The organism is Pseudomonas typographi, from assembly GCF_014694385.1.
Classification (GTDB): domain Bacteria; phylum Pseudomonadota; class Gammaproteobacteria; order Pseudomonadales; family Pseudomonadaceae; genus Aquipseudomonas; species Aquipseudomonas typographi.
In genome coordinates this window covers 25905-39735 of the sequence record NZ_JAAOCA010000016.1, presented here as the reverse complement: position 1 = coordinate 39735, position 13831 = coordinate 25905, and the positions used below count along the sequence as shown (strand labels likewise).

At 61.2% G+C, this 13831-nt stretch carries 12 protein-coding genes; 9 read left to right on the top strand and 3 right to left on the bottom strand.

The annotated features are described in order from the left end of the window. Window positions 1-82 precede the first annotated feature (82 nt). From HAQ05_RS13905 to HAQ05_RS13885, 6 genes are all read left to right on the top strand, one after another. Window positions 83-1039, top strand: a complete 957-nt coding sequence (locus HAQ05_RS13905) for a PDR/VanB family oxidoreductase (protein ID WP_238936529.1) — start codon at window positions 83-85, stop codon at window positions 1037-1039. Between the two features lie 13 nt (window positions 1040-1052). Then, on the top strand, window positions 1053-1313 hold the full coding sequence (locus HAQ05_RS13900; RefSeq protein ID WP_190421543.1) for a LysR family transcriptional regulator: 261 nt from the start codon (window positions 1053-1055) through the stop codon (window positions 1311-1313). A gap of 418 nt (window positions 1314-1731) precedes the next feature. Next, window positions 1732-2142 (top strand): tetratricopeptide repeat protein, encoded by a 411-nt coding sequence (locus tag HAQ05_RS28470; protein ID WP_202988074.1) that lies wholly within the window; start codon window positions 1732-1734, stop codon window positions 2140-2142. Window positions 2143-2153: 11 nt separating this feature from the next. Beyond that, entirely contained in the window at window positions 2154-2798 is a 645-nt protein-coding gene (locus tag HAQ05_RS28465; protein WP_202988073.1) for a tetratricopeptide repeat protein, read from the top strand. Continuing rightward, window positions 2795-5083: a TonB-dependent receptor gene (locus HAQ05_RS13890; RefSeq protein WP_202988072.1), complete on the top strand. Its 2289-nt coding sequence runs from the start codon at window positions 2795-2797 to the stop codon at window positions 5081-5083. The genes HAQ05_RS28465 and HAQ05_RS13890 overlap by 4 nt, the downstream gene beginning before the upstream one ends. 6 nt (window positions 5084-5089) lie before the next feature. Then, window positions 5090-5773, top strand: a complete 684-nt coding sequence (locus tag HAQ05_RS13885) for a Fe2+-dependent dioxygenase (RefSeq protein ID WP_190421539.1) — start codon at window positions 5090-5092, stop codon at window positions 5771-5773. A gap of 97 nt (window positions 5774-5870) precedes the next feature. Here the strand turns inward: HAQ05_RS13885 and HAQ05_RS13880 are convergent, their stop codons facing one another. Further along, on the bottom strand, window positions 5871-6176 hold the full coding sequence (locus HAQ05_RS13880; protein ID WP_190421537.1) for a hypothetical protein: 306 nt from the start codon (window positions 6174-6176) through the stop codon (window positions 5871-5873). A 396-nt stretch (window positions 6177-6572) separates the two neighbouring features. After that, window positions 6573-8042: an aldehyde dehydrogenase family protein gene (locus tag HAQ05_RS13875; protein WP_190421535.1), complete on the bottom strand. Its 1470-nt coding sequence runs from the start codon at window positions 8040-8042 to the stop codon at window positions 6573-6575. A 116-nt stretch (window positions 8043-8158) separates the two neighbouring features. Here HAQ05_RS13875 and HAQ05_RS13870 point away from each other — a divergent pair, with 116 nt between their 5' ends. Further along, a complete protein-coding gene (locus HAQ05_RS13870) occupies window positions 8159-9028 on the top strand; it encodes a LysR family transcriptional regulator (protein ID WP_190421533.1) in 870 nt (289 codons plus the stop codon). A gap of 36 nt (window positions 9029-9064) precedes the next feature. On the opposite strand, the gene HAQ05_RS13865 is transcribed toward HAQ05_RS13870, so the two are convergent. After that, entirely contained in the window at window positions 9065-10459 is a 1395-nt protein-coding gene (locus tag HAQ05_RS13865) for a sodium:solute symporter family protein (protein ID WP_190421531.1), read from the bottom strand. 196 nt (window positions 10460-10655) lie between these two features. Here HAQ05_RS13865 and HAQ05_RS13860 point away from each other — a divergent pair, with 196 nt between their 5' ends. Together HAQ05_RS13860 and HAQ05_RS13855 are read left to right on the top strand one after the other, a co-directional pair. Next, window positions 10656-11858, top strand: coding sequence for a mandelate racemase/muconate lactonizing enzyme family protein (locus HAQ05_RS13860; protein WP_190421529.1), 1203 nt, complete (start codon window positions 10656-10658; stop codon window positions 11856-11858). Window positions 11859-11932: 74 nt separating this feature from the next. Then, on the top strand, window positions 11933-13324 hold the full coding sequence (locus HAQ05_RS13855) for an MFS transporter (protein ID WP_190421527.1): 1392 nt from the start codon (window positions 11933-11935) through the stop codon (window positions 13322-13324). Window positions 13325-13831 lie beyond the last annotated feature (507 nt).

Sequence of the window (13831 nt, the reverse complement as noted above, 5' to 3'; positions counted from 1 at the left end):
CGCCCCGGTCTACCTAAACGGGGCGCCCGCCAGGTGAGAGGTAATGACAATGACATCGCTACAGAGGCCTGGTGTCACCACCTTGGAACTCGTTGTACGCCGTGTGACCTTGGAAGCCAAGGGTATCAACGCCTACGAGTTGGTTGACCCAGAGCGTCGGGCGCTACCACCGTTTACGGCGGGGGCGCATATCGACATCCACCTACCGAACGGGTTGGTGCGCCAATACTCCTTGAGCAACTCACCCGTGGAGCACCACCGGTACGTGATCGGCGTGCTGCGCGATCCCAACGGAAGCGGCGGGTCAGCGGCCGTACATCAATTGCAGGTGGGTGACCTCGTACACGTGAGCGTACCGCGGAACAATTTCGAACTTCAGGCGGGTGCGAATAGATCCATCCTGCTGGCGGGCGGGATTGGCGTAACGCCCCTGAAATCCATGATGCATGCGCTTCACGAACAAGGCGCGGACTACGAACTGCACTATTGCTGCAAAGGGCCCGAGTTCGCGGCGTTCTCGGAGGAAATGCAAGTGCTGATCGAACAGGGCAGGGTACATCTTCACTTCGATGGAGGTGATCCGGCGAAAAGTTTCGACATAAAGACGTTCCTTAGGAATACACCGACCGGCTGCCACGTTTACTACTGCGGCCCAGCGGGCTTCATGCAAGCGTGCAAATACGCAGCATCGCACTGGCCGAGCGGCCGCGTGCATTTCGAGCATTTCAAGGCGCCGGCTAAGCCCACCGCGCCGCAAGCGCCGGCTGAGGAAGGCGCTGATGGCTTCGTCGCCAAGATCGCCAGTAGCGGAGAACAGATTCCGGTGCAGAATGGCCAGAGCCTTGCCCAGGTGCTTCAGGATGCGGGCTATCCCGTCGAAACATCCTGTCAGTCTGGCCTTTGTGGTACCTGCAAGGTGCGCTACCTGGAAGGCGAGGTCGACCATCAGGATTACATCCTCGACGATGCAGAGAAGGGCGAATTCCTTACCACCTGCGTATCGAGGGCCACCTCCAAGCTGCTGGTCTTGGATCTGTAGGGGACCACAATCCATGAACTTACGGCACCTGGAGAGTTTTATTGCGACGGTGGAAAGCAGGTCCATAACCGCGGCGGCCCAGCGGTTGAGGATAGGGCAACCCGCCGTCAGTAAACATTTGAGAGCGCTGGAGCAGGAATGTGGTGCTGCGCTGTTTTGCTCCAAAGCAAACCCGGTGCAGCTAACGCTGGCCGGGCATCGCCTGCTGCGGACCGCGCGCAGAATTATCCGCGCTTGGTCCGGCATCAAGGCGCAAATCCACAAGGGGATTTGAGCGATGTTTGAACGTATGGAATTCCGGTTCAGGCCGGCCAGGAATGTACGCTTCGCCCAGCATCGGCTGCGCAGGCCGGCCGGATTTCATGTAATGACGCCATCCACACAATGATGCCGCCCTGGCGCCGTGACGCCTCATAGCAGGGCTATGGCGAGGTGCGGCAACCCCGCCGGGCAGCAAAAGGCACCATCAAAAGAGTGCGGCCAATTTCTGAAACACCACACTGGCACCGCGCTAACCGTTTATGGCCTAAATGCACAATAACCTGGCCAGCCTGAGCAATGCCTCACCAAATAATAAGCCGCAAAATTGGAACTGAGAATTATTAACATCCGATTGCGGGAGTTTCAACACGGTGGATCATGCTCGAAAAAACGACAGCGCCCTGAAGCCGTCTTTTCAGTGTGTTGGGTTCTTGGCCAGCTTGAAATTCTTTCCTTATCGGCAGGTGCTGTCGCAGTCTGCCCAAGCGCCGCGGCCAATGGTTTTGCTGTTACGCCCGCAGAGGATGCCGGAGCAACAACTTCGTGAATTGCTTACGCGCAACCCGCAGCATGCCACTCGTTGGATTGCCACGGCGGCCCGGGCAGGCTTGCCGGCGGCGCAAGTGGTGTGGGCGCAATTGCTGCTTGAGGGTCGCGGCGTGGAGCGTGACCCCGCCGGTGCATTTACCTGGTTTGCCAAAGCCGCTGCCGCTGGGGATATCGAAGCGTGCAACATGCTCGGGCGCTGCTATGAGCGGGTTGGGGCGTACCAGCAAACCCTAAGCTTGCCACTGACGCCTTCGAAATCGCTGCGCTGGCGGGCCACGCCTGGGGGCGGGTGAACCTCGCTCAGATGCTGATGCGTGCAGGCGACCCTGCCGACCGGCCACGATGCTTTGCGTTGTTTCAAGCGGTCGCTGAAGGCGGGGCGAGCAAGCCGCACCTTAAGGCAATGAATTCGCTGGCCCGCTTGCTGGAGGAAGGATGGGGCACGACGCCGGACCCCGCTGGCGCAGCAAGGTGGTACCTCAAGGCAGCGCGCCTGGGTGATCACTGGGCGCAATACAATCTCGCCACCATCCTGTTTCGCCAAGGTGACGAAGCGATGGCCGAACGCTGGCTGCGAAGTGCCATTGCTATCAGCGATAACGGCTTTCGCCGGCGGATCACGCCGCTGCTGCTGGCCCGATCAGAGCCTGCGCTGCGCCAGATTGGCCTGGAGGCGCTGGAGTGTTGTGCCCAGGGAAACGCGCCCGATGACCTGTACGCCTACGGCGTGGCGCTCGAAGAGGGTATCGCCGGCGCGCGCGACCCTGCTAAAGCGGCGGCGCTCCTCCAGGCAGCGGCAGACCAAGGTCATGCACAAGCCCGACGCCGCATTCAATCGAAGAGCATCTTCGCCGCGGTAGGTCGCTGGGTGGGCAACGCCCTACCCGGTGCACGCCACTTTGCCAAACCCACCGCCCTTTCCAACAATACCCAATGGAAACATCGATGAACGTAAAAACCTTGCGCCCGGCGCTTTCTGGTTTAGGTGCAATTGCCAGTGTTGCCACCGGCGCGTGCTTCGTTGCAAGCGACCCAGCGTATGCCGAGGAGGTGACGTCGGCTCCCAAGGCCGACGATGGAACTGTGGAGATCCCGGCAACCATGATCGAAGGCCAGAGCGAGCCATCGACCAGCGCATTGAAAGCGAACACCGGCCTGGATCGTCTTCCCGATACGCTCCAGAGTACGCCGCAAACGGTCACCGTGGTGCCTCAGGTGGTGATCGAACAGCAGCAGGCGACGACGATCGACCAGGTACTTAAATATGTGCCGGGGGTGACCGTCGCCACCGGCGAGGGCAATGGGGGCATGAATGGGGATGCCTTTCGTATTCGCGGTTTTGACGCCAAGGGCGACATCTATATCGATGGCCTGCGTGATTTTGGTGCTTACGTGCGCGACGACTTTGCAACCGAGAATGTCCAGGTATTCAAGGGCTCATCGTCAGAGAGCTTCGGCAACGGTACCACGGGCGGGGCTATCAACCTGCAAAGCAAGACTGCGCACCTGGGCGATAGCAACACAGTACAAACCACCCTGGGGGGTGGGCCACAAAAGCGTGTCGTCGCCGACGTCAACCACCAACTTGACGGTACCACCGCCCTGCGTATCGTCGGGATGTGGCATGACCAGGACGTGGAAGGCCGCGACCATGTGTATACCAAGCGTTGGGGTGCGCTGGGCTCGCTGGGTTTCGGCCTTGGCACTGACCAGACCTTCACCATTAACTATATGCACCAGCGTGGCGATCGCCGCCCGGACATGGGTGTGCCAATCCCGACGCGGACCGATGGCGGCCGCGCCTACCCGGTTACGGAATACGGGGTGCCGCGATCAAGCTTTTATGGCAAGGAAAGCGACAGGGACGTCACCAAGGTCGACATGTTGACCTTGCGCTACCACAAGGATATTGGCGATTGGCTGACACTGTCCAATGACACCCGCTACGCGCGCTATACCCGGCGCATGGTCTTCACGCCTAACGTATGTATGGACGGCGGCGGCTTTTATGGCTTACCAACCAACACCTGCACCAGTAGCGTTCTCAGTGGGAACCTGAACACGGCTTACACCGTATGGCCGGTATATGGGGATGTACAGAAAAGTTACGGCGGCGAGAACATCACCACAGCGCAGGCTCGCTTCAACACCGGGCCATTGCGCCATGAAATGACAGGCGGATTCGATGTCTATTACCAAAGGAATAAATTCGGCACGATTTCCGGCAGCTCGAACCGAGATGGCGGTACGCTGCTCGACCCGATCTTCGATAACCCCGAAGGTTTTACCCTCAGTGAACGCGACTCAGGCAAGACCCGGGCGCAGAGCTGGGACGTGGGTGTATTCGCCAGCGACAGGGTTTGGCTCACTGACACATTCTCGGTACTCGCCGGCCTGCGCGAAGACAGCTATCACGCAAGGTCAGCCAGTTGGGATACCACGACCGATGGTTTTGCGCCATGGTCCGATGCGACTACCCACTTCCTGAGCCCTAAGGCTTCGCTCATTTGGGAGCCGACGCCGCAGCAAAGCTATTACATCAGCTATGCCCGATCCTTTACGCCGCAGGGCGCCAACCCGACCTACCAAGGCACTGTCTCGCAAAGCGAGCCCAACCTCGAACCCGACAAGAACCGAACGCTCGAAATAGGTGGCAAATGGAGTTTGCTCGATGACGATCTTGGCCTGACCGCCGCCTTGTTTCGGGTGAACAAAAACCGTGGCAGCTACAATGATCCGCTGACCGGCGCCAGCGTCGCTGCCGGCGAAGAAGATCGAGTACAGGGCGTGGAACTTGGCGTTACCGGCAAAATCACCCCGGCCTGGGACGCGCAGGCTTCCTACACCTACATGGACAGCAAGATCCTCGCCTCCACCCCCAGCACCTTTGACCCTGGCGATACCGTCGGTAATCATGTGCCCTATGTTTCCAGGCACAACTTGGCCTTGTGGAGCACCTACAACATCGCGCCGCTGTTTGCATTACCCGGCAAAGTGCTGCTGGGGGGCGGTATGAACTATCGTAGTGCCTATGATGCCGACCCCACGATGCGTTATGGCATCCCCTCAGCGACGACCTTCGACGCCATGGTTTCTTATGAGATCGACCGGTACCGGGTCGCGCTTAACATTACCAATCTCACTGACAAGCTAACGTATAGCTCAGCCTTCTACTACCGGGCAGAAGTGGCGCCGGGCCGTACCGTTGCGCTCAGCACCAGCGTGGAGTTCTGAACCCCCATGTTGATCGAGATCCCCCACGTGCTGACGCCTGAGGAGCTGGACCAGGTTCGCCGCCTGGTCCAAGCAGCCGGGCTGGTCGACGGGCGTGTGACCGCGGGCGAGCTCGCGGCGCAGGCCAAACACAACCTTCAGCTTCCCCAGGGTTGCCAAGCCGCGAAGGAGGCCGGCGAAATCATCCTGAAGGCCCTGGGCCGCAATGCCTTATTCCATAGCGCGGCCCAGCCATTTCGGGTACTGCCCCCTTTGTTCAATCGTTATGACGTCGGCATGCGCTTCGATGCCCATGTTGACGGCGCCGTGCGCGCAGTGCCGGGTGCGGGTATTCGTATGCGTGCCGATTTGTCATCGACGCTTTTTCTGAGCGAGCCGCAAGACTATGAAGGGGGCGAGTTGGTGATCGAGCACAGCTATGGGGCAAGCGCGATCAAGCTTTCAGCGGGTTCGCTGGTCCTCTACCCGGCGGGCAGCCTGCACCGGGTCAACGAGGTCACTCGCGGATCACGCTGGTGCGCCTTTTTCTGGACGCAGTCGATGCTCAAGGATGACGGCTTGCGCACGCTACTCTACGACCTTGATAGGTCCATTATTGAGGTTCGCCAACAATTGGGCCGGGATACCCCTGCGACCCTTTCGCTGACCAGTGTTTACCACAACCTGCTCAGGCGCGCGGCGGAGTTGTGAGCGCGGTGCCGGGTGTTGCCTGCGTAAGGGTAAGTCATGGCCGCCGCCCTCGTCAGCCCACAGCGGGAAAGAGGGTGCCGGGGGCTGGCGGCAAACATCAACGCCAATGCCGCAGGAGCACCCATGCCAGAAAGCCTGTGGCCATCATCATGATCAGGGCTTTTTCTATCCAGCGGCTGCGGTGTGTAGCCATATCGGTCAATGCCCCGGCAAAGGCCATCAGCACCCCGATCACAAACACCACGCTGATATAGCGCCAACCCAGGAACACACCCAGCATCGAGACCAGGATAAGCAGTAGGCCCAGGCCAAACACGGTTGCCGGAACCCATGCACGCCCGCCCTTCACCCCACTATCCCATTCATACAGGCTCTCGGCTCCCGGCCAGCGGTACCGTCCCATGGTCCAAACGTAAGCTTTGTGACTTTGGCGAGCGTCTGCTTTACCGGATCGGCGGCGCAAGCGCCTGGCTGGATAGGCGCCTGTGTTTGGGGTGCGGTGGAGCGAACCAGAGCGCTGCGCGGCAGTTGGGTCGTTTCTTCAAGGTTCGCCGCCGCCTTATCACCCAGTGGCCGGTGCCCGTTCAAGCTAATGGGCCGGTACGAGGCGGCAAACCCTTGCGCGGCGGCGAAAGCTTGCACGGCCGCCAGGGCCTTGAGCCCCGCCACGGGTATTGTTGTAATGTTCATCGGCCAATCATCGCTTCCCGTTAGCAGGCAGTAAAATGGCTGCCTGCCATTACGGGTAGATTAGCATTTGCCCATTTGCACGTACTAAACGGTGGCTCCGAGCCGGCCCTTAGGCGTTGTAATCCAGATAGGTCACTTTGGTGCGCACATAGGTGCGATAACCCTGCTCACCGTCGTCGCCGCCCAACCCCGAACGCTTCCAGCCGGCATGGAAGCCGTTGATTTCCTCCGGGCCGATGCGGTTGATGTAGACCTCGCCGCTTTCCAGTTCATCCACCAGGCGCATGGCGGTGCCCAGGTCCTGGGTGTAGACATAGGCGCTCAAACCGTACTCGCTGGCGTTGGCCCACTCGATAACTTGCTGTTCGGTATCGAACGCCACGATGGGCAGGATGGGCCCGAATACTTCTGCCTTGAGGATCTCGGCATCCGGCGCCACGCCCGTCAGCACCGTGGGGGCAACCCAGTAGCCCTGTTTCAGCGCGGGTGGCAAGGCTTGCGGCCCACCGCAGGCGAGGTGCGCGCCTTGTTCCAGCGCGCGTTTGAGATGGGCGTTGGCGCTGTCGCGTTCCGCTGCACTGACCTTTGGGCCAATATCGGTGCTGTCGGCCTGGGGGTCACCGAGCTGCAATTGCTGCACTTCACGCACCACCGCCTCTACGAAGCGGTCGTGGATGGCGGCATGCACGTAGGTGCGCTCATTGGCGATGCACACTTGGCCGCAGTTGGTCATGCGCGAGGCTACTGCATCCTTTGCCGCGCGCTGCAGGTCGGCGTCCTGCATCACGATAAAGGGTGCCTTGCCGCCCAGCTCCAGCGACACCGGCACAATTTTGTCCGCCGCCGCGTGCAAGATTTGCGAGCCAGCACGGGTGGAGCCGGTCATGGTCACCAGGTGGGTTTGCGGGTGGCGCACCAGGGCCTCGCCAAGGGATTTACCCGGGCCAGTCACCACGTTCACGACGCCGGCGGGGATGCCCGCGCGGTGGCACAGTGTGGCCATGGCCAGTGAGGAAAACGGCGTGTTTTCACTGGGTTTGACCACGATGCAGTTGCCCGCCACGATGGCCGGCGCGACTTTGCGCAGGAACATGGCCAATGGGAAGTTCCACGGGATGATCGCCGCCACCACGCCGTAAGGTTCTTCGCGAATGCTGATGGTGCGCCCCGGCGTGGCGCTGGCCATCACCTGCCCGGTTTGGCGGAACCCAAGGCCGGCATGGTAGCGCAGCATGGTCAGGGCCATCTGCACTTCGGCGCGGGCCTCCTTGATGGGTTTGCCCTGTTCGGTGACCAACAGGCGGGCTAAGCCCTCGGCGTTTCCCTGCACCTGCTCCAGTAAACGTTGCAGGTACTGGGCTCGCCCCGCCAAACCTTCGCGCGCCCAAGCCTTTTGGGCCGCAGCGGCCACACTGACGGCGTGCTCGGCGGTTTGCGCATCGCCTTCGGCCACTTCACCCATGCGCGCTTCGGTGGCGGGGTTGAGCACTTCCCGGGCCTCGCGGCTCGCTTGCCATTGGCCGCCGATATAGTGAGCCGGTTCACGCGGCAGCAGGGCCTGGATCGAATCTTCGTACATAAGGGGCTCCTAGGTTCATTTAAGGTCTGAATAACCTGGCGCTTACCCTAAGGCTTTGCAGTTATTGTTTAAATTGAAATATATTGAGTAAGATTTTTCGAAAAAGAGAACGGCTAATGCAGCTTTCGCAATTAAGGGCCTTTTGTGCCGTGGCCAGAACCGGTTCGGTGACCGCCGCGGCCCGTGAACTGCACCGTGTGCCTTCCGGCGTTACGCTACGCATCCAGCAACTTGAAGCTGACCTTGACTGCCAGCTGTTCGTGCGTGAAAAGCAGCGGCTGACGCTGTCGCCCTCCGGCCGGGCATTGCTGGAGCGAGCGCAGCAGATCATCGAACTGAGCGACAGCGCCAAGGCGCTGGTGCGGGAGGAGCAGGTGGGCGGCCACCTGACGTTAGGCGCGTTGGACGTCGGCCTGGTGGCGTTCATGCCGCAATTGGTCGGGCAATTTCGCCAACGCCACCCCCAAGTGAGCATGGACGTGCGCAGCGATGTCTCGGAAGTGCTGATGGGGCAAGTGGCTGAAGGTGTGCTGGATATCGCCCTGACCGACGGCCCCGTGCAATCGCCAGCGCTGGACAGCCGCTACGCGTTTTCCGACGACTTGGTATTGATCACCGAGAAGGCGCACCCTGCCGTGCACAGCGCCAGCGAGCTGCGTTGCCGCGAGGTCTACGGTTTTCGCCAAAACTGCTCGTTTCGCCTGCGCCTGGATCGTTGGTTACAGGTCTCTGGCGGCGAGGGGCTGCAACTGATCGAGATGGAGTCTTACCACACCATGCTGGCCTGCGTGACCGCGGGCGCAGGGGCCGCCTGGGTGCCGCGGGCAATGCTCAATACGTTGCCCGGCCGCGCGGCGGTGCGGGTGCATTCGCTCGGCCAGGCTGGCCGCTCGGAGCTGTATTTTGTGTGGCGCGGCGGGCACCTGACAGGTAATGCACAACGGCTGCTGGACCTGCACAACGGCGATGCGCAGCAACGTTACTGAGTGGCTACGCTCAGGCGGGCCACCCGCCGCGGGTTGTCAGGTCGGCGAGCCGGCCCGGCGGCGCTGGCCCGGCTTGGTCAGTTCGGTGATGCTCATAGTCAGTAGCGGGCTGGCCAGGGCGAAGTACGAACTGTCGATGCCATACGGGTTTCCAGCCAAAAACCACGCTATGGTGCTGACCACCGACAACACGATACCCGCCAGTGCGCCCTTGGGCGTGCCGAACCGTGGCGCGTAAAAACACATCAGTATCAGCACCGCCAACGCCGCCCGCAGCGCCTTGCCAAGGAAGGCGATCAACAGCAGTTTATCGGCGAACATGGCCAAAATCAGCGGTAGCAAACCCAGCACCAGTATGGCCACGCGAATAAACACCCCCGACTTGCGATCATCCTGTTGTGGGTTGAACAACGGGTTGTAGAAGTCTTTCATCAGCAACGTGGCCGAGGCCAGGGTGCCCGCTGAAATACCACCGAACAACGCCCCCGCCAGGCCGATCACCACCAGGCTCGCGGCCAACGTCGGCATGTGGGTGACCAACACCGGCAGTGCGTCGATGGATTTGATACCGGGATAGAGCAGGGCGCTGCACATGCCGATCATCGCCGTGGCGATCCCGAACGGGATCATCAGGCCCGACACATACAGGCAGGCGCGCTTGGCGGTCTTGTCATCGTCGCTGCTGACCAGCGCCTGAATCACATACTGCGTGGCGAAGATCGAACCGATACCGCCGATCATCCACGCCAGAATCTGCCCCAAGCCCACGGCGTTCCAATCGAACATGGCCGTGGGCAACTGTGCTTGCAATGCATCGATACCACCCGCCGAACGCAGGGCGAAGATCAACGCCACCAGGATGCCGAGGTATTTGATCAGGGCATGAATGAAGTTGGTGTATACCACCGAGCGCATGCCGCCCAGGCTTACATAAAACACCGTAACAACGCCCACCAGTATGATTGCTAGGTTTTTGTCTATGCCCAGCACGGCGGCCAACACCGCGCCACCGCTGGCGTACAGTGCGACGCAGACGATGCTCAGGGCAAAGATGGTCAGCCCCGAAGCGGCATAGCGCACGCGCTCACCATAGTTCCGGGCAAGGATCGCCGAGATCGTGTTAAGCCCGGTTTCCTTGTACTTTTTCGCCAGCACGAACGCCAGCAGCAGAAAACCCAGCGACAGCGCAACCAAGTTCCACGCGGCCGAAATGCCGATTTCGAAGCCTTTTTGCGCGGTACCAATACTGACCGAGCTGCCGATGAATTCTGACAGCAGCAATGCGCCGACCAAATACGCGGGGAAGCTGCGGCCGCCGCCGGTAAAGCCTTCGCTGCTTTTGGCGTGCTTGCGCACCGCATAGCCGACGAGGGTCATGATCACGAAGTACACGACGGTGAGGCTGAGGATGACGCTTATTCTTGTATTCATCTGTTCTCCGGCTGGTTTTTATGGTTATTGGCTTGCGTTAGGCTACCGCCCTACAGTGTGCAGTGGTAGCGTTACCATTAAAACTTGTTTTTAAAATCGCTGGGTCCCGTTTAGGTTGTCTGGTGTGAAACCATGGGTTAATGTTAGCATCAAATGGTAACGCTACCATTACTGGTGAATTGTCAGGATAAAAATAATGTCCAGAATTACGTGTGTACGAACGCTGCGCCTGCCCGAGCGGCCCAAGCTGATATGGCTGGAGATCGAGACCGACGAGGGCCTGATCGGGCTCGGCGAAACCTTTCGCGGTGCCGCCACCGTCGAAGCGGCCGTGCATGAGCTGATCGCCCCGGGCTTGATCGGCCGCGACTCGCGGCACATCGAAGGGATTTCGTTGGAACTGACCACGCCCTACGTGGGTTATCACAGCGCCAGTGCCGAAATCCGTGCGGCCAGTGCGGTAGACATCGCCTTGTGGGACCTCAAAGGCCAACGCCACGGCATTCCCATCCATGAGGCGCTGGGCGGCGCCTGCCGCGACCGCATCCGCGTGTACAACACCTGCGCCGGTTACGAATTCAATACCCAGCAAGGTGCCCGCCGCGAGATCACCGCAGCAGACCTTGCCCAGGGCCCCTATGACGACCAGTTGGCCTTCAGCCGCGACGCTGGTGCCCTGGCTGTCAGCTTGGTAGAAGAGGGCTATACGGCCATGAAAATCTGGCCGTTCGATCGGTTCGCGCGCCAAGCCGGTGCCAATACCATCAGCCTGGCCGAGGTAAAGCAGGGTACCGAAGCGTTCCGCCAGATTCGCCAGGCGGTGGGCGACCGTATCGAAATCATGTGCGAGTTGCACAGCCTCTGGGACACTACCGCGGCGCTGCGCATCTGCCAGGCATTGGAGGAGTTCGAGCCCTACTGGGTCGAAGACCCTTTGTGCAAGATGGACGACGCCCAGGCGCTGGCAGACCTGCGCAACCGCACCCGTGTGCCGATCTGCGCCAGTGAAACGCTCGGCGGCAGCGTGGCCTACCGCGACCTGCTGGCAGCAGGCAGCATGGATTATCTGATGCTCGACCTGGTGTGGTGTGGTGGTTTCACCGAGGCGCGCAAAATCGCTGCGCTGGCGCAGGCCTACAACAAACCCTTGGCACCCCACGACTGCACCGGGCCGGTAGCGTTGTTCGCCGGCTTGCAGATTGGCCTGCATGCGCCCACGGCGGTGTTGCAGGAAGTGGTCAGGGCTTCCCTGTCGACATGGTACGGCGAGTTGGTGACTCAGTTGCCTGACATCAGCGGTGGTTTCGCCGCGGCACCCACGCGGCCAGGCCTGGGTACCGCCCTGCGCCCGGAAGTGAAGCAACGCAGCGACGCGATCATTCGGGAGACCCGCCACTGATCGACCGTCGGCACGCAGGCCTCGGTCGCCGCCCAGGCCCGCACTGGCAGCCACCCCCGGACCCCGAGAACACAATGAAAAAAATAGCGTCTCTTCGCCGCTTTATCGCCGAGCATCGCCGTTACGAGGTGATCGCCCTGCTGTTCATCATGATGGTCATCAATCAGGGCGACCGCGCCACGCTGTCTGTGGCCGGCGCCAGCGTGGCCCAGGAAGTGGGCTTGAACCACGCCGAAATGGGCTGGCTGTTCTCGGCCTTTGCCTGGGCCTACATGCTGCTGCAACTGCCCGGCGGGCTGGCCATCGACCGCTTCGGCAGCGTCAAGGTACTGGGCGCCGCCATCATCGCTTGGTCGTTGTTTACCGCGGCCATCGGCAGCGTTTCGCTGATGCCGCTGGGCCTGGCGTTTTTTGCGGTATTTACATTGCGCTTTCTGGTGGGGGCGGCCGAGGCGCCGTGTTTTCCGGCCAACAGCAAGATTGTCTCGATGTGGTTCCCTACCGCCGAGCGCGGCACCGCCACGGCGATTTTCAATGCTTCGCAGTACTTCGCCGCGGTCGTGTTCACGCCGCTGTTGGCATGGATTTCGACGCGCTGGGGGTGGCCATGGATTTTCTACGTCATGGGCGCGGCCGGGGTGGCCATGGGCGTGGTGTTCATCTGGCGCATCAAGGCCCCGGTGGACCACGCTACCGTGAGTGCGGTGGAGCTGGATGAGATACGCGCAGGCGGGGCCAACTTGCAGGAACGGCCCGCCTCGGCCGGGCAAAAGCAAAGCTGGCCAGAAACCTGGGCCAGCGCCCGCGACCTGCTGGGCCAGCGGATGTTCTTGGGTATTTACATCGCGCAGTTCTGCATCAGCACGCTGACGTTTTTCTTCCTGACCTGGTTCCCGGTGTACCTGGTGCAGCAGCGCGGGTTGTCGATCCTCAACGCGGGGTTGCTGGCAGCGGTGCCGGCGATCTTCGGCTTCATCGGGGGAATTGGCGGCGGCCTGGTGTCTGACTGGATGTTGCGCAAGGGCATGACCCTGACGCGTGCGCGTAAGCTGCCGATTTTTATCGGCATGGCGCTGTCGATGAGCATGATCCTGTGCAATTACGTGCAAACAGATGTGCTGGTGGTGCTGTTCATGGCCCTGGCGTTTTTTGGCAAGGGCATGGGCGCCTTGGGCTGGGCGATTATTTCCGATGTGTCGCCCAAGCGCAGCGCCGGTATGAACGGCGCGATCTTCAACACCTTCGGCAGCGTAGCCGGCATCGTCACCCCGGTGGTGATCGGCTACATGGTGCAATCGATGGGCTCGTTCAACGGCGCACTGGTGTACGTGGCGCTCAATGCGGCGGGGGCGTTCTTCAGTTACCTGTTCATCGTCGGCGAACTGCGCCGCCCCGACGATCATGAAGCCAATACCGACACGCCCCTGCCGGGCGCCGCCTGCCCACCGTCCCAGCGGGCCGTGTGAGGGTTTTGCGTGGCGCAGCCACGCCGTGAAAGCGGCTGGCGGCGCCTCCCTGAGCCCCACAGCCGGCTAACCCGCGCCACACTAGGGGCTGCTGGTGAAACGCCTTCCACGGCTGGGCAATCTGTTGGGCCAAGATGGTTCTCGCTACACCGCAAGTCCGGGTCACGTTGGCGGGGAACAGGATGCCTGGCCGCAAGGGCCCTAGCGGTGCAGGCAGCCCTGCCGGATGGGCGAGGGTGACCACGCTGCGCAGCGCTTCAATCCGCCTCAGGTTTATCGTGGCCTTCCATATCAGCGAGGTATACCCGGCCCGGGCATCGGTATTTGACCTGGTGGCCACCCGCTCGCAATACTCGAACCCACCACACCGTAGCGCACATGAACAGGCGCCTTCCCGTAAAGGGCTCGGCGGGAGCATGCACCGCGCTTGCCGGGTGCCAGGCACCCCCAGAGTTCCCGCATCCTGGGGCCATTGATCACCGCGGTGTCCACGGTGCGGGTCGGCGG

Bases quoted from the DNA above. Each gene is read 5' to 3' on its own strand.
- HAQ05_RS13900 (WP_190421543.1), top strand. From the start codon at position 1,053: ATGAACTTACGGCACCTGGAGAGTTTTATTGCGACGGTGGAAAGCAGG.
- HAQ05_RS28465 (WP_202988073.1), top strand. From the start codon at position 2,154: ATGCTGATGCGTGCAGGCGACCCTGCCGACCGGCCACGATGCTTTGCG.
- HAQ05_RS13890 (WP_202988072.1), top strand. From the start codon at position 2,795: ATGAACGTAAAAACCTTGCGCCCGGCGCTTTCTGGTTTAGGTGCAATT.
- HAQ05_RS13885 (WP_190421539.1), top strand. From the start codon at position 5,090: ATGTTGATCGAGATCCCCCACGTGCTGACGCCTGAGGAGCTGGACCAG.
- HAQ05_RS13880 (WP_190421537.1), bottom strand. From the start codon at position 6,176: ATGGGACGGTACCGCTGGCCGGGAGCCGAGAGCCTGTATGAATGGGAT.
- HAQ05_RS13875 (WP_190421535.1), bottom strand. From the start codon at position 8,042: ATGTACGAAGATTCGATCCAGGCCCTGCTGCCGCGTGAACCGGCTCAC.
- HAQ05_RS13870 (WP_190421533.1), top strand. From the start codon at position 8,159: ATGCAGCTTTCGCAATTAAGGGCCTTTTGTGCCGTGGCCAGAACCGGT.
- HAQ05_RS13865 (WP_190421531.1), bottom strand. From the start codon at position 10,459: ATGAATACAAGAATAAGCGTCATCCTCAGCCTCACCGTCGTGTACTTC.
- HAQ05_RS13860 (WP_190421529.1), top strand. From the start codon at position 10,656: ATGTCCAGAATTACGTGTGTACGAACGCTGCGCCTGCCCGAGCGGCCC.
- HAQ05_RS13855 (WP_190421527.1), top strand. From the start codon at position 11,933: ATGAAAAAAATAGCGTCTCTTCGCCGCTTTATCGCCGAGCATCGCCGT.